We start from the raw sequence: 22,004 nt of genomic DNA on the forward strand, positions 1-22,004 counted from the left end.
ATGTCACTTTGAGTGCCCACACAGATTGTCTGATAAATTGTTAAAGAGCAGTTGCAACGCGGCTTTCAGCTCACCGTTGCGAGGTCCCGTATAATACGTTTTCCTCATTCAGAGTCAAGCCCTTATTTTGCTTTTCTCTGTCGGTTTTCAGCGCTGAACTTCATCGCCGAAACCCTGCTGACCCGGCGGCTTGCTTGCCGTTGTTCCGTGTCAGTGGAGGCGCATTATAGGGAGTTCTGAGACGTTGACAAGCCCTGTTTTCAAAAAATTATTCAACCGTCTCTTTTTTGTGCAAAACGCCGTTAAAGCGGTAATTTTTCCAGCGTCGAGAAGCCATAGCGATGCAAAACGGGTAAAAGTTGTTCCGTTTCTGCCGTCAACGCCATGCAGAATGCTTTATTCTCGTCGCTGGACTTCGCATCCGGCGCTTCATGCTCTAACAGCCAGGCGGTGCGACGGGCAATCGCCGCGCCGGAATCGATCAGCCGCGTGCCCTCGGGCAGAACGCGCTGCAGCTCCTCCTGTAAAAGAGGAAAGTGGGTGCAGCCCAGCACCACCGTATCCGGCGGCTCCTGCATCCGCAGCCACGGGCGCAGGATACGGCGCAGTTCTTCTAACGGCACAGGCTCGCCGTGCAGCTTCGCTTCCGCCAGCTCCACCAGCTCCGCCGACCCCAGCATTTCAATCCGACATTCATTGGCAAAGCGGTCGATCAGCTCACGGGTATAAGGACGCTTTACGGTGCCGCGCGTCGCCAGCAGGCCGACAATGCCGTTCGCCGTTAAGCGGGCGGCGGGCTTGATCGCCGGCACCACGCCGACAACGGGGAAGGCGAACTTTTCACGCAGAGCAGGCAGGGAGACGGTACTGGCGGTATTGCAGGCGATCACCGCCAGCGCCAGGGGATAACGCTGCTGGACAGCGGTGACGATTTCCACAACGCGCTCAACGATAAACGCCTCGCTCTTCTCGCCATAGGGGAAGGCAACGTTATCGAAAGCATAGATGTAATGCAGATTCGGCAGCAGCTGCCGAATCTCATTATAAACCGACAACCCACCGACGCCGGAATCAAACACCAGCACGGTGGGACGTGGATCAGAAGGTGTAGCTGCCAGACAAGGTGTATTCCCGTCCTGCAGATTGGTAGCCATAAACTGTCTCGTAATCTTTATCGAACAGGTTGGCTATTTTACCACGAACTGTCAGGTGTGAGGTGACGGGATACGATAAACCGACATCCCAGAGGCTCAACCCACCCATATTGACGGTACGCGAGTTGTCATAATCATAATCGTAGCGCTTGCCGATGTAGTGATACGTCACATCCCACCCCAGATCGTAGACCTGGCCGTTCAGCTCGTATTTCACCTGCTGCTTCGCCCGGCGATAGAGGATCTTGTTAGTTTCATCATCGCGAGGGTCAACATACTGCAGCGTCAGATGGTGCTCCACCGGCCCTGTGGTGACATTCCCCGTCCACTCCAGCCCCTTGATCGTCGCAGACTTGACGTTGTAATAGGCGTTGTTGTCGTAATCGATGAGGTTTTGAATCTCATAGCGATACGCGGAGAGACGCCAGTCGACCGGCCCCGTCAACCCTTCGAGGCCCGCTTCCCACTGTTTCGACTCCTCTGGCTTCAGGTTCGGGTTAGAGGCGATGCCAAAACGTTCTGCGCCGTACTGCTGTCCGAGGGAGGGGGCGAGGAATCCTGTACCGTACGAGAGCGTTGTCCGATAACCCTCGATAAATTCCCAGCCTGCCGCCGTCTGCCAGGTACCGTGCCAGCCAAACTGCTCGTCATGATCCTCACGGCCGGAAGCTTCCAGCGTCACGCTGTCAATCTGCTGCTGGCCCGTCAGATAAAGACCGGTGGTATCGCGCTTATACACGTCGGTACTGGTCGTTCCGCTGGATTTCAGCTTCTCCTGTTTCCAGTCTACGCCACCGCTCACTGCGCCATGGCCCACCACAACATTATTTCCCCATTGGATATAGCGTTGTTCCATATCATCCAGGGTGGTGCCCGCGGCATAGCGGCCAGCGTCGCTGCTGTAGTTGTAATCTTTAATACGCTGATAGTTCGCAATCAGCTGGGAGGAGTAAATTCCGGAATGGTAGTGCAGACCGGTGTCCCAGGATTGGGTATAGGACTGATCTTCATCGTTTCCACCTGCGTAGCCCCAGTTACCCTGGTCATAGTCAGCATTGGCGGAATAACCATAGCCGCGGAAGAACCCCGAGAAGTTGTCATCGAACTGATGCTGTACCCCGCCCCATAGCATTTTATTGCGGTAGCCGTCGCGATCGCTGTCGCCGCTATAAGAGGAGTTCGGCTGGACGTTAAACCCTTTGGTGGTCTGATAGGCGCCGGCAGCGGTAACCAGCGTATCGCCAAACCGCTTGTTAAAGGCGCCATCGTAGGACTGATAGCCGTTCGTTCCCGCGCCGGCGTTGATCTGCGAACGCTCAGCATCGGTCATGGTGATGATGTTCACCACCCCGCCGATCGCCCCGGAGCCGTACACCGCGGAGCGCGGGCCGCGGATGTATTCCACCCGCTGGACCAGAGAGATAGGGATCTGACTGATATCCACGCCGTTGGAGATCCCCGGACGCGCCATCGGCACACCGTCGATCAGCACCAGCACGTGGCGAGCCTCTGTCCCCCGAACATACAGCGAAGCGCTCTGCCCCATGCCGCCGTTGCGGGCAATATCGACGCCGGGAAGACGACGCATGACATCGTTTAAATCTTTGGACTGCCAGCGGTCGATGTCATCGCGCGTCACTATATCGGTCGGCGCCAGCACGGTATTGACCGGCTGTTGAAAACGGTTTGCTGTCACCACCAACGTGTCTGAATTGCTGTCCTGCGCCCAGCCGGAAAATGCCGTGACGGATAAGGCCGTCATCAGCGAAGCTTTTTTAATCATTGTAAAAGCATCCGAAACAGAAAAAGGATGCCGCAGGTTTTATCAGTTGCTCGCGACGATAAAACCCAGTGCGACGTATTCCGGCAGGTCTTCGGGCTTGGAGGCTGTTTCAAGAAATAATGACTTCCCACGGCTAACCGCAGTGTCTGCACCGAGTGCGCTCATTTCTCACCTTCCTTACCGCTGCGCGTCAGCCCCAGATTTCCACTGGGTTCCCTTTTAACTCACAGGACCGGTAGGCGAATGCTACAATCAGAAACATATAGATGTCCAGACTGCTAATTATATTTCCCGCGGCATTCGAGGCTGGACATCCCCGGCGCTTTCCCTACAATCCCCGCGTACTTATTTTATTCAGGATACATCATGACCCCCGAACACCTTCCTACCGAACAATACGAAGCGCAGCTGGCAGAAAAAGTCGTCCGTTTGCAAACCATGATGGCGCCTTTCGCCGCGCCGGTTCCGGAAGTGTTTCGTTCGCCGGTCAGCCACTACCGTATGCGCGCCGAGTTCCGTCTGTGGCACGATGGCGACGACCTGTACCATATTATTTTCGATCAGCAGACCCGGTCGCGGATTCGCGTTGACAGCTTCCCGGCCGCCAGCGCGCTCATCAATCAGCTGATGACCGCCATGCTGGAGGGCGTGCGCAACAATCCCGTGCTGCGCCATAAGCTGTTTCAGATTGACTATCTGACCACCCTCAGCAACCAGGCGGTCGTCTCGCTGCTGTATCATAAAAAGCTCGATGATGCCTGGCGTGAGCAAGCGGAGGCGCTGCGTGACGCCCTGCGAGCCCAGGGGCTCAATGTGCATCTGATTGGTCGGGCGACTAAAACTAAAATCGAGCTCGATCAGGATTATATAGATGAACGCCTGCCGGTTGGCGGTCGGGAGATGATCTACCGTCAGGTGGAAAACAGCTTTACCCAACCGAACGCGGCCATGAACATTCAGATGCTGGAGTGGGCGCTGGATGTCACCAAAGGGGCGACCGGCGACCTGCTGGAATTGTACTGCGGCAACGGTAACTTCTCGCTGGCGCTGGCGCGTAATTTCGATCGCGTACTGGCCACTGAAATCGCCAAACCGTCGGTGGCGGCGGCGCAGTACAACATCGCCGCCAACCATATCGACAACGTGCAGATTATCCGCATGGCGGCTGAAGAGTTTACTCAGGCGATGAACGGCGTGCGTGAGTTCAACCGGCTGCAGGGTATCGATCTGCAAAGCTATCAGTGCGAGACTATTTTCGTCGATCCGCCGCGTAGCGGGCTGGACAGTGAAACGGAGAAAATGGTGCAGGCCTATCCGCGCATACTGTACATTTCGTGCAACCCGGAAACGCTGTGCCGTAATCTGGAAACGCTAAGCCAGACGCACAACGTTACCCGGCTGGCGCTGTTCGACCAGTTCCCGTATACCCATCACATGGAGTGCGGCGTTCTGCTGACCCGGAAATAGGCCAAAAAAAACCGGCAACGTCATATTGCCGGTTTTTTATCACTGGCGGCTTATTCGGCTGCGGTATTTTTGCGGTTACGCATCTTGTAGCCAATCCAGAAGACCATCGCGACGGACAGAACGGCCGGGAAGAAGTTAGAGCCGATATCCGGGTACTCCGCACGCACGACGGTGCTGTACAACAGCACCCCGAGAATAAAAAAGGCGGCGGCCAGGCCCGGTAGCCCGACGGGCATACTGCGATTCTGATAGCGCTGATGCAGACAGTAGACCGTCAGCAGCAGGGATAAGATGGGGAAGACGGAAAACGGAACTATCGAACTGAACAGCGCCGCAAAGGCGCCATTAATAGATAACCCGGCAATCAGCGCCAGCAGCAGCGTACCTTTATCTTGAACTGAGTGTTTCATTGCTCGTCCTTCACGTTATTCGGAATGATGTGACATTTTTTCTTGTTCACGGCGATACCAGTAATACGCGCCTTTAGAGATCATTCTGAGCTGCAGTACCAACCGTTCTTCCAGCTGTCGGCGCTGTTCAGGGCCGACATCCAGCGCTTCCGCGCCAGCGCTAAAAACGATGGTGACCATAGCTTCAGCCTGCGCTTCGGTAAAGGCGCGCGGCATATGGTTTTCGAGTTCTAAATAGTCGGCGAGTTCCGCAATAAAATGCTGGATTTCGCGTGCGACGGCGGCGCGAAACGCCGCAGACGTTCCCGAGCGCTCGCGCAGCAGCAGGCGGAAAGCGTTCGGGTTGTTACCGATAAACTCCATAAAGGTCGAGACCGAGGTGCGGATCACGCTGCCGCCTTTGGCAATCCGCTGGCGCGCCTGGCGCATCAGCTGGCGCAGCATCAGTCCGCTCTCATCGACCATCGTCAGGCCTAACTCATCGACATCGCGAAAATGACGATAGAAGGACGTCGGCGCGATCCCTGCTTCCCGCGCCACTTCACGCAAGCTCAGGCTGGCGAAACTCCGCTCAGCGCTAAGTTGGCTGAATGCCGCTTCCACCAGCGAACGGCGGGTTTTTTCTTTTTGTTGTGCTCTTACGCCCATCACGATGTATGAATCCTTCCAATAGCCCTGCTGGCACTATACCAGAGATTAAAACTAATCGGTTTGCCCTGGATTGTGAATGATTGTTTACGAGCCGTTTCTGCTTTTATGCCGCAAAAAAGCACAACGATAATTGGGTTAAAGCGCAGCGAATGTTATCATCGTGTTTATTTTATGTATAAAACAGGTGAGTAATGCCATGTCACACTCTTGGGATTATGATGCAATAGTGATTGGTTCCGGTCCTGGCGGCGAAGGCGCCGCCATGGGACTGGTGAAACAGGGAGCACGCGTTGCCGTCATCGAGCGCTACCATAATGTCGGCGGCGGTTGCACCCACTGGGGCACCATCCCGTCGAAAGCCCTCCGCCATGCCGTCAGCCGTATTATCGAGTTTAACCAAAACCCCCTCTACAGCGACCACTCCCGCCTTCTTCGCTCTTCTTTCGCCGACATCCTTAACCATGCCGACAGCGTCATCAACCAGCAGACTCATATGCGCCAGGGATTCTATGAGCGCAACCACTGTGAAATTCTGCAGGGCAATGCCCACTTCGTTGATGAGCATACTCTGGCGCTGGAGTGCCATGACGGCACGGTCGAGACGGTGACCGCGGAGAAATTCGTTATCGCCTGCGGATCTCGCCCCTATCATCCGGCGGATGTCGATTTCCACCACCCGCGCATCTATGACAGCGATTCGATTCTCAGCCTGCAGCATGAGCCGCGCCATGTGATCATTTACGGCGCCGGGGTAATCGGTTGTGAATATGCGTCGATCTTCCGCGGCATGGAGGTGAAGGTCGATCTGATCAACACCCGCGATCGTCTGCTGGCCTTCCTCGATCAGGAGATGTCAGATTCACTCTCCTATCACTTCTGGAACAGCGGCGTGGTCATTCGCCACAACGAGGAGTACGAAAAGATTGAAGGCGTTGATGACGGCGTCATCATGCATCTGAAATCCGGCAAAAAGCTCAAAGCGGACTGCCTGCTGTACGCCAACGGCCGCACCGGCAATACCGACACTCTGGCGCTGGAAAACATCGGTCTGCAGACCGACAGTCGCGGCCAGCTGAAGGTCAACAGCATGTACCAGACCGCCCTTCCGCACATCTATGCGGTTGGGGATGTCATCGGCTATCCGAGCCTCGCCTCCGCGGCGTACGATCAAGGACGCATTGCCGCCCAGGCGCTGGTGAAAGGCGAAGCCTCAGCGCATCTGATTGAAGATATCCCGACCGGGATCTACACCATTCCGGAAATCAGCTCCGTCGGGAAAACCGAGCAGCAGCTGACGGCGATGAAAGTGCCGTATGAGGTGGGTCGCGCTCAGTTTAAACACCTGGCGCGGGCGCAAATCGTTGGCATGAGCGTGGGAACCCTGAAGATCCTGTTCCACCGGGAGACCAAGGAGATCCTCGGCATTCACTGCTTTGGCGAACGCGCAGCCGAAATCATTCACATCGGCCAGGCGATCATGGAGCAGAAAGGTGGTGGTAACACCATTGAGTACTTCGTCAACACCACCTTTAACTACCCGACCATGGCGGAAGCGTACCGGGTTGCCGCGCTGAACGGCTTAAACCGCCTGTTTTAACGCCTTGTCGAAATGGCCATCCATCGTGCCGCGGATGGCCTCAGCCAGATGTTCATAGCGGCTGCGCAGCGGTGAGCCCGGACGGTAAACCAGACCGATGGTGCGTCTTGGCTCTGGCTTAATGCACGGCAGGTAGACCACGCCATCGCGTTTTCTTTCCTGCGGCACTGCCAGCGCAGGCAGCAGGGTAATACCGCTGCCTGCCGCCACCATATTGCGCAGCGTTTCCAGGCTGGTCGCGCGGAAGTGGGTATCCTCATCCGCCCCCGCTTCAAAGCAGAAGCCCATCGCCTGATCGCGCAGGCAGTGGCCATCCTCCAGCATCAGCAGCTTTTCACCGGCCAGATCCGACATCGGCACCCGGTCGCGGTTTGCCCACGGATGATCTTCATAGATAGCCAGCATCATCGGCTCATCGAACAGCGGCACCTCGATAAAGGCCTCGCTCTCTTTGACCAGCGCCAGGATGGCGCAGTCGAGCTTACCGCTGTCGAGCTGAGCCAGCAGCTGATGGGTCTGCGCTTCGTGCAGATACATTTCCAGCTTCGGGAAGGTCTGATGCAGCATCGGAATGATGTGCGGTAGCAGGTACGGGCCAATTGTCGGGATCAAGCCGATATGCAGCGGCCCGGACATGGTTTCCCCTTGTTGGCTTGCCATCTCCTTGAGCACTTTTACTTCGCGTAACACGGTACGCGCCTGATCCACCAGCAACAGCCCCGCCTGGGTAAACAGAACCTTACGGCTGGTGCGCTCCAGCAGCATGACGCCAAGCTCATCCTCCAGCTTGCGGATCTGTCCGCTGAGCGTCGGTTGGCTCACATGGCATGAGTCAGCCGCCCGCCGGAAGTGGCGGTGTTCGGCGAGCGCTACCAGGTATTCAAGATCGCGAATATTCATTATTCATCCTCCATCGCCACGATAGTCCATGGCGATAGATAGCATAGCAACGAACGATTATCCCTATCAAGTTTTCTGTTCAATAATACGCCCATAAAGACGGTGAACCTGTGAAAACCACTGACCCGTCACACTGTTTCTCTACCCGAACAACTAAAGCCAACGTGAACTTTTGCGGACCTTGCGTCCGCTTTTTTTTTGCATAAAAAACCCGGCGTCGCTGGGCTCGGCCGGGTCAGGGAAGGCAGATATCTGTGGATTAGCTCAGACGGGCCTTCGCCTCGTCGATAGCCTGCGCCACCTGCTGCGGCGAGACGCCGCCTTTTGCCGCGCGTTTATCAAGGCAGGACTGCAGCGACAGAATCGGATAAACATCGTCCGCAATCACCGGGCTGAATTTCTGCAGGTCGGCCAGGGCCAGCGCTTCCAGCGGTTTCCCTTGCGCAATGGCTTCCACCACCGCTTCACCGACAATATGGTGCGCCTCGCGGAACGGTACGCCTTTCGCCACCAGATAATCCGCCAGCTCAGTGGCGTTGGCATAGCCCTGCTGCGCCGCTTCCGCACAGCGCGGACGTTTCACCTGGATACCATCCAGCACCAGGGTCGCCATATGCAGGCAGTCGAGCCAGGTATCCAGAGCGTCGAAAAGTCCCTCTTTATCTTCCTGCATATCTTTGTTGTAGGCCAGCGGCAGCCCTTTCAGGGTCATCATCATGCCGGTCAGCGCGCCCTGCACGCGGCCGCATTTGCCACGGATAAGCTCCAGGGCGTCCGGGTTTTTCTTCTGCGGCATCAGCGAGGAGCCTGAGGTTACGCGGTCGGAAAGCTCGACGAAATTCGCTTCGCCGGAGTTAAAGAAAATCAGATCTTCCGCAAAGCGCGACAGATGGACCATGCCGATAGAGGCATCGGAAAGTAGCTCCAGAACATGGTCGCGGTCGGACACGCTGTCGAGGCTGTTGCGGGTGGCGGAGGCAAAGCCCAGCCAGCCGGCCAGCTGCTCGCGGTCGATTTCATACGCCGTCCCCGCCAGCGCGCCGCAGCCCAGCGGGCTAACGTCGAGGCGCTTCAGCGCGTCCTGCAGGCGGCTTTCATCGCGCGCCAGCATTTCGACATAGGCCAGACACCAGTGCGCGAACGTCACCGGTTGGGCGCGCTGCAGGTGGGTGTACCCCGGCATCACCGCGTCCTGGTTCTGCTGGGCCGTCTCCACCAGCGCGCTCTGCAGCTGGCGGTTCGCCGACAGCAGTTCGACAACGGTATCTTTGCACCACAGTTTAAGATCGGTAGCGACCTGGTCGTTACGGCTGCGGCCGGTATGCAGTTTCTTGCCCAACTGGCCCACTTTGTCGATCAGTTTGCCTTCCACCCAGCTGTGAATATCTTCAGCATCGCTGGCGAGGATTTGCTGCGGATTGGCGCGCACCTCTTCCAGTAGCACGTTCAGCGCTTCTTCCAGCTGCTGTTGTTCATCGGCACTCAGAACGCCGACCGTTACCAGCGCTTTCGACCAGGCGACAGAGCCAACGATATCCTGCTCCGCCAGACGATAGTCGAAGCGCAACGAGTCGTTGAACTGTTTGAACCGTTGATCTGCTGCCTGTGTAAAACGCCCGCCCCAAAGTGCCATAACATGCTTCCTTTATTCGTTAGTTCCGCCGGTGGCGTTGTGCCTCCCCGGCCTACGGTCTTGTAAGCCCGGCAGACAACGCGCCGCCGGGCATGAAATCTTAAGCCAGAATACGTGTGCCGATAGGTGTGCCGTTAAACAACGCCGGCAGCTGCTCGGCGTGACGCCAGGAGGCGATATCCACCGGACGGCCCAGAGCACGCGCCGCGTCGAGGGCCGCATTCACTTTGACAATCATGCCGTCAGTGATAATCCCCTGCTCGATCAGCTGCTCCGCTTTCTCGGCGGTCATCTCGGCAATACGCTGCCCTTTACCGTCGAGGATACCGCTGACGTCAGACAGCAGGATCAGATCCGCCCCCAGGGTAGCCGCCAGCGCCGTCGCCGCCTGGTCAGCATTGACGTTCATTAGCTGGCCCTCGTCGGTCACGCCGATAGAGCTCACCACCGGCAGGTAACCGCCCGCCAGCAGGGTGTTGATCAGCGTCGGAGAGCCCGGCTGCGCCAGCCCGACATGGCCCAGCTCAGCATCCAGCTGTGTCACCTTCACGCTATCGCCATCGCCGAGGAACAGGCCGACAGAGGCCAGACCGTGCTTTTTCGCCCACGCCAGCAGCGTCTTGTTGGCGGTTCCCGCCAGCGCGCCGGTGATGATGTCGATTTGCTCAGCCGGCGTCACCCGCAGACCATTTTTCTTCTGCACCGGCAGGTTGAGCTGCTTCATCAGCTCATCCACCACGCAGCCGCCGCCATGGACGATAATCAGCGGACGCTGGTGCGCTTCACGGTAATTGACCAGCGCGGTAAACAGACGCTCCAGCGCTTCTTCGCTATCGAGTAATACGCCGCCGAGTTTGATAATTAATGGGTTCATCATCACACCTTAAATAAGAGACTGCGTCTCAGCGAAGCCGAAACGAATATTCGCGCACTGCACCGCCTGCGCTGCGGCGCCTTTCAGCAGGTTATCTTCTGCCGCGACGACGATGAGATGGTCGTCCTGCACGGCAAAACCGATATCACAGAATGGCAGACCTTCGACGCTTTTCAATGCGGGCACGCCTTTATCATATAAACGTACCAGCGGTTTATCGGCGTAAGCCTGCTGGTAAACCGCCGCGATCTGCGCATGGCCAACGCCCGGCTTCAGGCGGCAGGTAATGGTTTCCAGAATACCGCGCTTAAAATTACCCAGATGCGGGGTAAAAATCACCTTCGCTCCGAGGTGGCTGGCAATCTCCGGCTGATGACGATGGTTAAATATGCCGTATGGCTTCAGGCTGACTTCACAGAAGCTGTTGCCGATCGCGGCTTTGCGTCCCGCGCCGCTCACCCCGCTGGTGGCGTTGATCACTGGCCACTGGTTGAGATCCAGCAGACTGGCATCAATCAGCGGCTTCAGCGACAGCTGCGCCGCCGTCGGGTAGCAGCCAGGCACCGCGATTAACTGCGCTTCTTTAAGCGCATCCGCGCTCCACTCCGCCAGACCATACACCGCCTGTTTGAGCAGGTCGGGATGCTGATGAGTGAAACCATAATATTTTTCGTAGAACGCCCCATCGTTAACGCGGAAGGCACCGGAGAGATCGAACACCACGCAGCCGGCGGCAAGGAACTGCGGCGCCAGATCGTGACTCACTTCGTGCGCGGTGGCGAGAAACACCACGTCCACGCCAGCGCTGAATTCGCTGATATCGGACATCGGCTGCAGCGGCATATCGACAATGCCTTTGAGCTGCGGATGCAGGTCGGAAATTAATTTTCCCGCATCATTGCTTTGCGCGGAGACCGTCAAAGCGGTTATGTTCATATGCGGATGACGATTGATATAGGTCACCAGCTCTGCGCCGGCATAACCACTGGCACCCACAATCAGCGTATTTAACATTGGAAGCGCATCTCCTTACATTCGATGGGTTTTCTTACGCTCAACGATATTGTATTTTTATTCACAATAAATGCATGAATATTGATACTATCACGACCCAAGGTGTGTCAACAATGAAAAACAATTTACCGCCCTTTATCGAGATTTACCGCGCGTTGATCGCCACACCGTCCATCAGCGCGACCGAAGAGGCTCTCGATCAGAGCAATGAGTCTTTAATCAATTTGCTGGCCGGCTGGTTCCGCGATCTCGGCTTTAATGTCGAGGTACAGCCGGTGCCGGATACGCGCCATAAATTCAACCTGCTGGCCAGCACCGGACACGGCGCCGGCGGCCTGCTGCTCGCCGGGCATACCGATACCGTGCCGTTCGATGATGGCCGCTGGACGCGCGATCCGTTCACCCTTACCGAACACGATAACAAGCTCTACGGCCTCGGCACGGCCGATATGAAAGGCTTCTTCGCCTTTATTCTCGACGCCCTGCGCGATGTCGACGTCACCACGCTGAAAAAACCGCTGTATATTCTGGCCACCGCCGACGAAGAGACCAGCATGGCCGGCGCGCGCTATTTTGCCGAAACCACCCGGCTGCGCCCCGACTGCGCCATCATCGGCGAGCCCACCTCCCTGCAGCCGATCCGCGCCCATAAAGGACATATGTCCAACGCGATCCGTATTCAGGGCCAGTCCGGCCACTCCAGCGATCCGGCGCGCGGGGTCAACGCGATCGAGCTGATGCACGACGCCATCGGTCGGATTATGCAGCTGCGCGATTTGCTAAAAGAGCGCTACCACTTCGAGGCGTTCACGGTCCCTTACCCGACCCTCAACCTCGGCGCCATCCATGGCGGCGATGCCTCAAACCGTATCTGCGCCTGCTGTGAACTGCATATGGACATCCGCCCGTTGCCGGGGATGACCCTCAACGACCTCAATGGTCTGCTGGACGAGGCGCTGGCCCCGGTCAGCGAACGCTGGCCGGGCCGCCTGACGGTCTCGGAGCTGCATCCGCCGATCCCCGGCTACGAGTGCCCGCCGGATCATAAGCTGGTGCAGGTGGTTGAGAAACTGCTTGGCGCCCAAACCGACGTGGTGAACTACTGTACCGAAGCGCCGTTTATCCAGACGCTGTGCCCAACGCTGGTTCTCGGCCCGGGCTCGATCAATCAGGCCCATCAGCCTGACGAGTTTCTGGAGACGCGCTTTATCAAGCCGACGCGGGAGCTGATTAGCCAGGTGGTTCACCACTTCTGCTGGCACTAAAATCGCCCTCTTTTTCCGCCCCGCTCTCCCGGGGCGGAACGGTGACGATCGTCACATTTCCATAAGCGATGCTTATCCAGCGCCCCCTGAGTTAAATTTCGCAAATTACGGGTATTTACTCGTTTGCTGAAGCGATTTCGCAGTAATTGACGTGGGGGTATTTACGTGGCTTTATAAAAGACGGGTTGCTTATCCGTTGCTCACGTTCCAGCGCAGCGGATATAACAAAATAAAATGAGATGGGGTGTCTGGGGTAACATGAACGAACAATATTCCGCATTGCGTAGTAATGTCAGTATGCTCGGCAAGGTGCTGGGCGATACCATCAAGGATGCATTGGGAGAAAATATTCTTGATCGTGTCGAAACTATCCGTAAGTTGTCCAAATCTTCACGCGCCGGCAACGAAGCTAACCGCCAGGAGCTGCTGACCACGCTGCAGAATTTGTCTAACGACGAACTGCTGCCGGTGGCCCGTGCCTTCAGCCAGTTCCTGAATCTGGCCAACACCGCTGAGCAGTACCACAGCATTTCGCCGAATGGCGAAGCGGCCAGCAATCCGGAAGTCATTGCGCGCACCCTGAGAAAGCTCAAAGACCAACCCAATCTCAACGAAGACACCATCAAAAAAGCGGTGGAATCTCTGTCCCTGGAGCTGGTGTTAACCGCCCACCCGACCGAGATCACCCGCCGGACGCTGATCCATAAAATGGTGGAAGTGAACAACTGCCTCAAGCAGCTGGATAACAAAGATATTGCGGACTACGAGCACCACCAGCTGATGCGCCGCCTGCGCCAGCTGATCGCCCAGTCCTGGCATACCGATGAAATTCGTAAGCACCGCCCTTCCCCGGTCGATGAAGCCAAATGGGGCTTCGCGGTGGTGGAAAATAGCCTGTGGGAAGGGGTGCCTAACTACCTGCGCGAGCTGAACGAACAGCTGGAAGCCAACCTCGGCTATCAGCTGCCGGTGGACTTTGTCCCGGTGCGTTTCACTTCGTGGATGGGCGGCGACCGCGACGGCAACCCGAACGTGACCGCCGATATCACCCGCCACGTGCTGCTGCTCAGCCGCTGGAAAGCGACCGATCTGTTCCTCAAAGATGTGCAGGTGCTGATCTCCGAGCTGTCGATGGTGGAGTGTACTGACGAATTGCGCGCCCTGGCCGGCGCCGAGGGCGCTCAGGAACCGTACCGTTACCTGATGAAAAAACTGCGCACTCAGCTGATGGAAACCCAGGCCTGGCTGGAAGCGCGTCTGAAAGGTCAGAAGCTGCCGAAACCGGCGGGACTGATCACTCAGAACGAGCAGCTGTGGGAGCCGCTATACGCCTGTTATAAATCGCTGCAGGCCTGCGGCATGGGCATTATCGCCAACGGCGAGCTGCTCGACACCCTGCGCCGCGTGAAGTCTTTCGGCGTACCGCTGGTGCGTATTGATATCCGTCAGGAAAGCACCCGCCACACCGAAGCGCTGGGCGAAATGACCCGTTACCTCGGGATCGGCGATTACGAAAGCTGGTCAGAAGCCGACAAACAGGCTTTCCTGATCCGCGAACTGAATTCCAAACGTCCGCTGCTGCCGCGCCAGTGGGAGCCAAGCGAAGAGACCCGCGAAGTTCTCGACACCTGTAGAGTGATCGCCGAGGCGCCGCGCGGATCGATCGCCGCCTACGTGATCTCGATGGCCAAAACGCCGTCCGACGTGCTGGCGGTTCATCTGCTGCTGAAGGAGGCCGGGATTGGCTTTGCCCTGCCGGTGGCCCCGCTGTTCGAAACGCTGGATGACCTGAACAACGCCAACGACGTCATGACCCAGCTGCTGAATATCGACTGGTACCGCGGCTTTATCCAGGGCAAACAGATGGTCATGATCGGCTACTCTGATTCCGCGAAAGACGCCGGCGTGATGGCCGCCTCCTGGGCGCAGTACCAGGCGCAGGACGCGTTGATCAAAACCTGTGAGAAAGCCGGGATCGAACTGACGCTGTTCCACGGTCGCGGCGGCTCCATTGGCCGCGGCGGCGCGCCGGCCCACGCCGCGCTCCTCTCACAGCCGCCGGGAAGCCTGAAGGGCGGCCTGCGCGTTACCGAGCAGGGTGAGATGATCCGCTTTAAGTACGGCCTGCCGGAAGTCACCATCAGCAGCCTGTCGCTCTATACCAGCGCGATCCTCGAAGCCAACCTGCTGCCGCCGCCGGAACCAAAACCGCAGTGGCGCGACATCATGGCCGAGCTGTCCGACGTGTCGTGCAAGATGTATCGCGGCTACGTGCGTGAAAACAAAGATTTCGTGCCTTATTTCCGCTCCGCCACTCCGGAGCAGGAGCTGGGCAAACTGCCGCTGGGTTCGCGTCCGGCAAAACGTCGTCCAACCGGCGGCGTCGAGTCGCTACGCGCCATTCCGTGGATCTTCGCCTGGACCCAGAACCGCCTGATGCTTCCAGCCTGGCTGGGCGCTGGCGCTGCGCTGCAGAAGGTGGTTGAAGGCGGAAAACAGAGTGAACTGGAAGCGATGTGTCGCGACTGGCCGTTCTTCTCCACCCGTCTCGGCATGCTGGAGATGGTTTACTCGAAGGCTGACCTGTGGCTGGCGGAGTACTACGATCAGCGCCTGGTGAAACCAGAGCTGTGGGCGCTGGGTACCGAGCTGCGCAAGCTGCTGGCTGCCGATATCAACGTCGTGCTGGCCATCGCCAACGACTCCCATCTGATGGCTGACCTGCCGTGGATCGCCGAGTCTATCCAGCTGCGTAATATCTATACCGACCCGCTGAACGTCCTGCAGGCGGAACTGCTGCACCGTTCGCGCCAGGCTGAAGAAGAGGGCAAAGACCCGGATCCGCGCGTTGAACAAGCGCTGATGGTCACCATCGCCGGCGTCGCCGCCGGTATGCGTAACACCGGTTAATCGCTGTCTTTCCCCCGGCCGCCCGGCCGGGGGATTTTTCACCCGTTCTAGTGGTGCAGCATCTCATCAACGATCTGCTCTTTATGCAGCGCATACGGATAATAGGTCGGCCAGTTATCCATCTCTTTCAGCAACGCTTCCTGTGATTCATTGCCCATGAAAATATGGAAATGCTGCGATTTACGCGGGCCAATGATGTGGTCGCTGAACTGGACATATTTTGGCGCGCTGGCATCGCCCTGCTGGCACTCGAACAGATAACGTACGCCCTTCTTACCGGAGGCGTAATGCAGGATTTTGTAGCCTGAATAGCGGTATTTGCAGCTGTTGACGGTCTCGCCAATGTGGAACTCAATCACGTCATCTTCAATGCCAATCTGTTCCACATCGGTGGCGTAGCCCTTCTTATAATAGGCGCGATACTCCTCCACGCTCTTGCCGCCGGGCTTTTTCGCCTTCTGCTCCAGCACCGGATCGAGATCGCCGTTGAGCAGATACGGGTTCACCGACTGCCAGACGCCCTCCCAGTCGCTCAGCGCGCGGTCCTGCACATCTTTATCCGCAAAAATGCCTTCGCTGGCCTGACGCTCCACTTCGGTTAGCGCCGGCCCATGGCTATGGTTGCCGTGGGCGAACGCCTGGGCGCTGGCTAGCGCCATGCCGAGTCCCAAGGCCAGCAGGGGGATCATTCTGGTCATTACTCTCTCCTGAGTTTGCTATCAATGGCGACAAATTGTTACGATATAACATATCTCAGCTGAGACGCAATAGCGACAGGCTGGCGCTTTTACCGCTGGAATAATGTCCGGTATGATGAAAAGGGTGATGCGCGGGGCGGAACAATGATGGACAACGATATCAATCAACTTATTGATGCATTGCTAAAAAAGCAGACCAGCCTCGGACGGGTTTATTTCGCCGGCGAGACGCGCTCGCCTGCTGAACCGGTGGTGCAGGTTGATTTTCCCCGTCTGAATATCCTCCTCGATGGGCAGCTGCGCGACCAGGCGCTCGGCGATAACGCCCCGCTCCTGGAGGCCCATGACGTGCTCTATATTCCTGGCGATAGCTGGAACTGCCCACAGTGGCAGGCGCCCTGCCTGCTGTTAAGCATCCTGTTCGCTAAGCAGCAGCTGGAGTGCTCGCTGCAGCGCTGGAATGGCAAGACGATCGCCGTTGTTGAAAAGCTACAGGCGCTGCGTCGCGGGCCGCGCGTCGGTTCCTTCCTGCTGCAGGCGCTCAACGAGATCCGGATGCAGCCGCAGGAGCAGCAAACCGCCCGCAGCATCGTCATCAGCCTGCTCAGCCACTGCCATGATCTTCTCGGCAGCCAGGCGCAAACCTCCTCGCGCAGCCAGGCGCTGTTCGAGGCAATCCGTCAGTACATCGAGGTCCATTACGCGGAGCCGCTGAGCCGGGAATCGGTCGCCCAGGCGTTCTATCTCTCTCCCAACTATCTTTCCCATCTGTTCCAGAAATGTGGGCCAATGGGCTTCAATGAATATCTAAACCACATTCGTCTCGAACAGGCCCGTATGCTGCTGAAGGGCCACGATATGAAAGTGAAAGACATCGCCCACGCCTGCGGCTTCGCCGACAGCAACTACTTCTGCCGCCTGTTCCGCAAAACCACGGAACGCTCGCCGTCTGAATACCGCCGCCAGTACCATAGCCAGCTGACGGAAAAATCGTCCGCGGCAAAAAACTAGATTTTTGTGTGTTAAACCTGACTTTTGTGCGCGCTATAGTTTCCTGCCATCCCAGCCAGCGTCGATAAATGTGATCTAAATCATCCTTAATCGCGATGCGTACATTTATCTAGTTTTTGGCAAATTTGTCATCTGGCGATCCTTCGAACGAAAGCCGTATGCTTACCTCAACGACAGCACCGAATTAAGCATTGAGGAAAACGCTATGGAACTCTATCTGGATACCGCCAACGTCGCCGAAGTGGAACGCCTGGCCCGCATCTACCCGCTGGCCGGGGTGACCACCAACCCGAGCATTATCGCCGCCGGTAAAACCCCGGTCTGGGATGTACTGCCGCGCCTGCAAAAAGCCGTTGGCCCGGAAGGGATTCTGTTCGCGCAGACCATGAGCCGCGATGCGCAGGGCATGGTGGCAGAAGCCAAACGCCTGAGCAACGCCGTGCCGGGCATCGTGGTCAAAATCCCGGTCACCGCCGAAGGCCTCGCCGCTATCAAGATGCTGAAGAAAGAAGGCATCCCGACCCTTGGCACCGCCGTCTACAGCGCTTCACAGGGTCTGCTGGCCGCGCTGGCCGGCGCAAAGTACGTCGCGCCTTACGTTAACCGCGTCGACGCTCAGGGCGGAGACGGCATCCGCATGGTGCAGGAACTGCAATCCCTGCTGGAAATGCATGCGCCCGAAAGCAAAGTGCTGGCGGCAAGCTTCAAAACGCCCCGTCAGGCGCTGGATTGCCTGCTGGCTGGCTGCGAAGCAATCACCCTTCCACTAGATGTAGCGCAACAAATGCTCGGCACCCCTGCGGTAGAGTCAGCTATAGAGAAGTTTGAACAGGACTGGAATAACGCCTTTGGCACGCTGAACCTGTAACCGGACCCGCGCGCCGCCTGCGGGCGGCATCACGGTCATCGAGGAGGAATCGAAATGGATCGCATTATTCAATCACCAGGCAAATACATCCAGGGCGCAGGCGCCATCAAGCGCCTTGGCGACTACCTGAAACCGCTGGCCGAACGCTGGCTGGTCGTTGGCGATAAATTCGTGCTGGGATTCGCGGAAGAGATGCTACGCAAAAGCCTGGCTGACGCCGGCCTGGCGGCGGAAATCGCGCCGTTTGGCGGTGAATGTTCGCATAATGAAATCAATCGCCTGCGCGATATCGCCGGCAGTGCGAAATGCACCGCCGTGCTGGGGATCGGCGGTGGTAAAACCCTGGATACCGCGAAAGCGCTGGCCCATTTTATGAAGGTGCCGGTGGCGATCGCCCCCACCATCGCCTCCACCGATGCGCCGTGCAGCGCGCTGTCGGTGATTTACACCGACGAAGGCGAGTTCGACAGCTATCTGATGCTGCCGCACAACCCTAACATGGTCATTGTCGATACGCAGATCGTTGCCGGCGCGCCGGCTCGCCTGCTGGCCGCCGGGATTGGCGATGCGCTGGCCACCTGGTTCGAAGCCCGCGCCTGCTCACGCAGCGGCGCCACCACCATGGCGGGCGGGAAATGCACCCAGGCGGCGCTGGCGCTGGCCGAGCTGTGCTACAACACCTTACTCGAAGAGGGTGAAAAAGCGATGCTGGCCGCCGAACAGCACGTGGTCACTCCGGCGCTGGAGCGGGTGGTGGAAGCCAACACCTATCTGAGCGGCGTCGGTTTTGAAAGCGGTGGCCTGGCGGCAGCCCACGCGATTCATAACGGCATGACGGCCATCCCTGACGCCCACCACTATTATCACGGTGAAAAAGTGGCGTTCGGCACCCTGACGCAGTTGGTGCTGGAAAACGCGCCGGTGGAAGAGATCGAGACTGTCGCCGCGCTGTGCCACAGCGTTGGGCTGCCGATCACGCTGGCGCAGCTGGATATCAAAGGCGACATCCCGACCAAAATGCGCCTGGTGGCGGAAGCCGCCTGCGCTGAAGGCGAAACCATCCACAATATGCCGGGCGGCGTCGACGCCGACCAGGTCTACGCCGCGCTGCTGGTCGCCGACCAATATGGCCAGCGCTTCCTGCAGGAATGGGAATAATCCAGAGCAAAACAAAACACCCGGCGTCAGCCGGGTGTTTTTTTATGTTTATCAGCCGGACGCGTCGCCCACTGACGGCGGAAACGGCAAACACTCAGGCCGGACGCACGCCCAGCGTATGACAGATGGCGTAGCTCATTTCGGCGCGGTTAAGGGTGTAGAAGTGGAAATCTTTTACCCCTTCCCGACTTAAGATCTTCACCATGTCCATGGCGATATTCGCCCCCACCAGCTGACGGGTTTCGGCGTCATTATCCAACCCTTCGAACATTTTCGACATCCACACCGGGATACGAACGTTGGTCATATCCGCAAACTTTTTCGCCTGTTTAAAGTTGGAAACCGGCAGGATACCCGGAATAATTTCCACATCGATGCCCGCCGAGACGCAGCGATCGCGAAAACGCAGGTAGCTTTCCACATCGAAGAAGAACTGGGTGATCGCGCGGTTGGCGCCTGCCTCGACTTTGCGTTTCAGGTTGAGCAAATCCGCCTGCGCGCTTTTCGCTTCCGGATGCACTTCCGGATACGCGGCGACGGAGATATCAAAATCCCCCACCTCTTTCAGCAGAGTGACCAGATCGGCGGCGTACATCTCCGGTTTACCGCTGCCCGGCGGCAGGTCGCCGCGCAGAGCGACGATATGGCGGATGCCGTTGTTCCAGTAATCCTGGGCGATAGTGCGCAGCTCATCGCGAGTAGCATCGATACAGGTCAGGTGCGGCGCCGCTTCCAGACCGGTTCGCTCTTTAATACCTTTGATGATGCTGTGGGTGCGATCGCGCTCGCCGGAGTTCGCGCCATAGGTCACCGAGACAAACTTCGGTTTCAGACTGCTCAGGCGATCGATGGATTTCCACAGGGTTTGCTCCATTTCACTGGTGCGCGGCGGAAAGAATTCAAAGGACACATTAATCTGGCCCTGGACTTCCGCCAGGCTCTGATTCAGGGCTTCCCGCTGATTGGCGTGAAAAAAGCTCATACCTTACCTCATCAATCGCATGTAATGGCTGTTGTGTTGCGAACTTCTATACGTTTAGACGTCCAGATGTAAAAATGACGGAAAAGCGCCCGGGCGTCAATAGAAAAATCTGCGTAAAGAGTGAGGAAAAGGCTGCCAACATGAAAAAACTTCATCTACCGGCGCTTTGCCAGCCGAAAGAGCCCGCTCTGCGGTCAACATGGGGTAGGACGATGTTCAGCATGGGACGAGCGAGTCGTCAGGCGATCATCCAGCAGTGAGAGCCATTGCTGCACGGCTCCTGCCTGGTGAGGCGCATAGATCACCCCAAGGCTTAACGGCATGCTGTCGCCTTCAGCGACAGGACAGAACACTACCCCCTGACGCTGGATCGCGGAAAAGGACGCCGGCAGGAGGATCATGCCTTCCCCACGCGCGATTCGCGCCAGCAGCACATCATGTTCGGCAGGCTCTTCCACATAAGCGGGGGTATAGCCAGCCCGGTCGAAAATGCGCCGCGTGTAGTCAAAGAAATCGGGGTTACGCTCGCGTTTAAACCAGAACAGCGGCCGATGATTGAGCGCGCTTAGCGTTAACGCTGGTATGACGGCTTCCGGCCAGGAGGCTGGCACTGCCGCGATGAGCGGCTCCTGGTACGGCAATGGATGCAGGTGCAGCCCTTCAGTATTGAGCGGCAGCGCGACCAGCGCCGCATCGAGTTTGCCTTTGCGCACCTGCTGCGCCAGCGCCGGTGAGGCGTGGCGGGTGATATGCAACCCGCGGGTATGTTCGCTCAGCGCAGATTCAACAGCAGCGAAAATGCCTTGTTCGAAGGCGGTGGTCACGCCCAGACGCAGAGACGGCGGCGAGTGAACGGAGAGCTCACTCAATGCCGCCAGCGTGCGTTCCTGGAGCGCCAGCATGGGCCGAATGATCGCCAGCACCTCTCTGCCCGCGTCGGTAAGGATCAGGCCTTTGCTATGGCGCTGAAACAGCGTCACCCCCAGCTGCGCTTCCAGATAGCGCATATGGCGACTCAGCGGCGGCTGCGAGATAAATAACCGCTGCGCCGCCCGGCTGATGTTATGTTCCTCCGCCACCACGGCAAAGGCACGCAGCAGGCGGATATCAAGAGAATGTAATCGCGAAGTTGTCATACTGAAAAGGTATCACGAAAAGGGTATTACTCAAGTCCGGTAAACTTCCCTACCCTTCCTCTCAACGCATCATCACAGAGAGGAAAAAACGATGTCCAGCGAACGTTATACCACCGGTCAGGAAATGCTTCAGCGCGTGGACGGTAGCGGCGGGGAGGCCGTCGTTAACAGCCTGCGGGATATCGCCCCCGACTTCGCCCGCTATCTGATTGAGTTCCCCTTCGGCGATATTTACGCCCGGCCAGGGCTTGATTTGCGTAGCCGGGAAATCGCCACCATCGCCGCGCTCACCGCGCTGGGTAACGCCGAGCCGCAGCTGAAAGTGCATATTACCGCGGGATTAAATGTCGGTCTGACGCAAGAGGAAATTACGGAAGTGATCATGCAGATGGCGGTCTACGCCGGATTCCCGGCGGCGCTAAACGGCCTGTTTGCCGCTAAAGCAGTTTTTGCGGCGCACTAACAAAAAAGACCAGGCCGCGCCTGGTCTTTT

The 22,004-nt window shown here is 57.7% G+C and carries 19 protein-coding genes and 1 riboswitch; of the genes, 8 read left to right on the forward strand and 11 right to left on the reverse strand.

What is annotated here, in order from left to right:
• Window positions 1–302: 302 nt before the first annotated feature.
• The gene (gene murI, locus ABLV52_RS24650) at window positions 303–1,154 is read right to left on the reverse strand and encodes a glutamate racemase (RefSeq protein ID WP_044520945.1); all 852 of its coding nucleotides are present in this window, start codon (window positions 1,152–1,154) and stop codon (window positions 303–305) included.
• Window positions 1,099–2,937, reverse strand: a complete 1,839-nt coding sequence (gene btuB, locus ABLV52_RS24655) for a TonB-dependent vitamin B12 receptor BtuB (RefSeq protein WP_032454489.1) — start codon at window positions 2,935–2,937, stop codon at window positions 1,099–1,101. Before btuB ends, murI begins: the two co-directional genes overlap by 56 nt.
• 64 nt (window positions 2,938–3,001) lie before the next feature.
• Window positions 3,002–3,189: riboswitch (cobalamin riboswitch) on the reverse strand.
• Between the two features lie 114 nt (window positions 3,190–3,303).
• Between btuB and trmA the strand changes: the two genes are divergently transcribed.
• Entirely contained in the window at window positions 3,304–4,404 is a 1,101-nt protein-coding gene (gene trmA / locus ABLV52_RS24660; RefSeq protein ID WP_004203692.1) for a tRNA (uridine(54)-C5)-methyltransferase TrmA, read from the forward strand.
• Window positions 4,405–4,454: 50 nt separating this feature from the next.
• Here the strand turns inward: trmA and ABLV52_RS24665 are convergent, their stop codons facing one another.
• Window positions 4,455–4,814: a YijD family membrane protein gene (locus ABLV52_RS24665; RefSeq protein ID WP_004203691.1), complete on the reverse strand. Its 360-nt coding sequence runs from the start codon at window positions 4,812–4,814 to the stop codon at window positions 4,455–4,457.
• Window positions 4,815–4,829: 15 nt separating this feature from the next.
• A complete protein-coding gene (gene fabR, locus ABLV52_RS24670; RefSeq protein WP_004151856.1) occupies window positions 4,830–5,465 on the reverse strand; it encodes an HTH-type transcriptional repressor FabR in 636 nt (211 codons plus the stop codon).
• A 196-nt stretch (window positions 5,466–5,661) separates the two neighbouring features.
• Between fabR and sthA the strand changes: the two genes are divergently transcribed.
• Window positions 5,662–7,062 carry a Si-specific NAD(P)(+) transhydrogenase gene (gene sthA, locus ABLV52_RS24675; RefSeq protein ID WP_002883016.1) on the forward strand — a complete coding sequence of 467 codons (1,401 nt, stop codon included), beginning with the start codon at window positions 5,662–5,664 and terminating at the stop codon, window positions 7,060–7,062.
• Here the strand turns inward: sthA and oxyR are convergent.
• From oxyR to argC, 4 genes are all read right to left on the reverse strand, one after another.
• Window positions 7,045–7,962, reverse strand: a complete 918-nt coding sequence (oxyR, locus tag ABLV52_RS24680; RefSeq protein WP_002883015.1) for a DNA-binding transcriptional regulator OxyR — start codon at window positions 7,960–7,962, stop codon at window positions 7,045–7,047. The genes sthA and oxyR overlap by 18 nt on opposite strands.
• 259 nt (window positions 7,963–8,221) lie before the next feature.
• On the reverse strand, window positions 8,222–9,595 hold the full coding sequence (argH, locus tag ABLV52_RS24685; RefSeq protein WP_044520936.1) for an argininosuccinate lyase: 1,374 nt from the start codon (window positions 9,593–9,595) through the stop codon (window positions 8,222–8,224).
• Between the two features lie 100 nt (window positions 9,596–9,695).
• Window positions 9,696–10,472: an acetylglutamate kinase gene (gene argB, locus ABLV52_RS24690; RefSeq protein ID WP_085955164.1), complete on the reverse strand. Its 777-nt coding sequence runs from the start codon at window positions 10,470–10,472 to the stop codon at window positions 9,696–9,698.
• A gap of 6 nt (window positions 10,473–10,478) precedes the next feature.
• Entirely contained in the window at window positions 10,479–11,483 is a 1,005-nt protein-coding gene (gene argC, locus ABLV52_RS24695) for an N-acetyl-gamma-glutamyl-phosphate reductase (protein WP_348891035.1), read from the reverse strand.
• Window positions 11,484–11,596: 113 nt separating this feature from the next.
• On the opposite strand from argC, the gene argE reads away from it, so the two are divergent.
• Both argE and ppc read left to right on the forward strand, forming a co-directional pair.
• Entirely contained in the window at window positions 11,597–12,748 is a 1,152-nt protein-coding gene (gene argE / locus ABLV52_RS24700; RefSeq protein WP_023291537.1) for an acetylornithine deacetylase, read from the forward strand.
• A 258-nt stretch (window positions 12,749–13,006) separates the two neighbouring features.
• Window positions 13,007–15,658 (forward strand): phosphoenolpyruvate carboxylase, encoded by a 2,652-nt coding sequence (gene ppc, locus ABLV52_RS24705; RefSeq protein WP_023291536.1) that lies wholly within the window; start codon window positions 13,007–13,009, stop codon window positions 15,656–15,658.
• Between the two features lie 47 nt (window positions 15,659–15,705).
• On the opposite strand, the gene zinT is transcribed toward ppc, so the two are convergent.
• Complete coding sequence (zinT, locus tag ABLV52_RS24710) at window positions 15,706–16,356, reverse strand: metal-binding protein ZinT (RefSeq protein ID WP_348891036.1); 651 nt, start codon at window positions 16,354–16,356, stop codon at window positions 15,706–15,708.
• 69 nt (window positions 16,357–16,425) lie between these two features.
• Here zinT and ABLV52_RS24715 point away from each other — a divergent pair, with 69 nt between their 5' ends.
• From ABLV52_RS24715 to ABLV52_RS24725, 3 genes are all read left to right on the forward strand, one after another.
• On the forward strand, window positions 16,426–17,367 hold the full coding sequence (locus ABLV52_RS24715) for an AraC family transcriptional regulator (RefSeq protein ID WP_224256479.1): 942 nt from the start codon (window positions 16,426–16,428) through the stop codon (window positions 17,365–17,367).
• 205 nt (window positions 17,368–17,572) lie between these two features.
• The gene (gene fsa / locus ABLV52_RS24720; protein ID WP_044520931.1) at window positions 17,573–18,235 is read left to right on the forward strand and encodes a fructose-6-phosphate aldolase; all 663 of its coding nucleotides are present in this window, start codon (window positions 17,573–17,575) and stop codon (window positions 18,233–18,235) included.
• 54 nt (window positions 18,236–18,289) lie between these two features.
• Complete coding sequence (locus ABLV52_RS24725; RefSeq protein ID WP_032454483.1) at window positions 18,290–19,393, forward strand: glycerol dehydrogenase; 1,104 nt, start codon at window positions 18,290–18,292, stop codon at window positions 19,391–19,393.
• 94 nt (window positions 19,394–19,487) lie between these two features.
• Here ABLV52_RS24725 and metF read toward each other — a convergent pair whose 3' ends face one another.
• Window positions 19,488–20,375 (reverse strand): methylenetetrahydrofolate reductase, encoded by an 888-nt coding sequence (gene metF / locus ABLV52_RS24730; RefSeq protein WP_023291532.1) that lies wholly within the window; start codon window positions 20,373–20,375, stop codon window positions 19,488–19,490.
• Between the two features lie 194 nt (window positions 20,376–20,569).
• Entirely contained in the window at window positions 20,570–21,511 is a 942-nt protein-coding gene (locus ABLV52_RS24735) for a LysR family transcriptional regulator (protein ID WP_348891037.1), read from the reverse strand.
• A 91-nt stretch (window positions 21,512–21,602) separates the two neighbouring features.
• Between ABLV52_RS24735 and ABLV52_RS24740 the strand changes: the two genes are divergently transcribed.
• A complete protein-coding gene (locus ABLV52_RS24740) occupies window positions 21,603–21,974 on the forward strand; it encodes a carboxymuconolactone decarboxylase family protein (RefSeq protein ID WP_348891038.1) in 372 nt (123 codons plus the stop codon).
• Window positions 21,975–22,004: the final 30 nt, after the last annotated feature.

This window comes from Klebsiella sp. GB_Kp056, assembly GCF_040064755.1.
GTDB classification, from domain to species: Bacteria; Pseudomonadota; Gammaproteobacteria; order Enterobacterales; family Enterobacteriaceae; genus Klebsiella; species Klebsiella quasipneumoniae.

Excerpts from the sequence above, each read along its gene's own strand:
- murI (WP_044520945.1), bottom strand. The coding sequence starts at position 1,154 with ATGGCTACCAATCTGCAGGACGGGAATACACCTTGTCTGGCAGCTACA.
- btuB (WP_032454489.1), bottom strand. The coding sequence starts at position 2,937 with ATGATTAAAAAAGCTTCGCTGATGACGGCCTTATCCGTCACGGCATTT.
- trmA (WP_004203692.1), top strand. The coding sequence starts at position 3,304 with ATGACCCCCGAACACCTTCCTACCGAACAATACGAAGCGCAGCTGGCA.
- ABLV52_RS24665 (WP_004203691.1), bottom strand. The coding sequence starts at position 4,814 with ATGAAACACTCAGTTCAAGATAAAGGTACGCTGCTGCTGGCGCTGATT.
- sthA (WP_002883016.1), top strand. The coding sequence starts at position 5,662 with ATGTCACACTCTTGGGATTATGATGCAATAGTGATTGGTTCCGGTCCT.
- oxyR (WP_002883015.1), bottom strand. The coding sequence starts at position 7,962 with ATGAATATTCGCGATCTTGAATACCTGGTAGCGCTCGCCGAACACCGC.
- argH (WP_044520936.1), bottom strand. The coding sequence starts at position 9,595 with ATGGCACTTTGGGGCGGGCGTTTTACACAGGCAGCAGATCAACGGTTC.
- argB (WP_085955164.1), bottom strand. The coding sequence starts at position 10,472 with ATGATGAACCCATTAATTATCAAACTCGGCGGCGTATTACTCGATAGC.
- argC (WP_348891035.1), bottom strand. The coding sequence starts at position 11,483 with ATGTTAAATACGCTGATTGTGGGTGCCAGTGGTTATGCCGGCGCAGAG.
- argE (WP_023291537.1), top strand. The coding sequence starts at position 11,597 with ATGAAAAACAATTTACCGCCCTTTATCGAGATTTACCGCGCGTTGATC.
- ppc (WP_023291536.1), top strand. The coding sequence starts at position 13,007 with ATGAACGAACAATATTCCGCATTGCGTAGTAATGTCAGTATGCTCGGC.
- zinT (WP_348891036.1), bottom strand. The coding sequence starts at position 16,356 with ATGACCAGAATGATCCCCCTGCTGGCCTTGGGACTCGGCATGGCGCTA.
- fsa (WP_044520931.1), top strand. The coding sequence starts at position 17,573 with ATGGAACTCTATCTGGATACCGCCAACGTCGCCGAAGTGGAACGCCTG.
- ABLV52_RS24725 (WP_032454483.1), top strand. The coding sequence starts at position 18,290 with ATGGATCGCATTATTCAATCACCAGGCAAATACATCCAGGGCGCAGGC.
- metF (WP_023291532.1), bottom strand. The coding sequence starts at position 20,375 with ATGAGCTTTTTTCACGCCAATCAGCGGGAAGCCCTGAATCAGAGCCTG.
- ABLV52_RS24735 (WP_348891037.1), bottom strand. The coding sequence starts at position 21,511 with ATGACAACTTCGCGATTACATTCTCTTGATATCCGCCTGCTGCGTGCC.
- ABLV52_RS24740 (WP_348891038.1), top strand. The coding sequence starts at position 21,603 with ATGTCCAGCGAACGTTATACCACCGGTCAGGAAATGCTTCAGCGCGTG.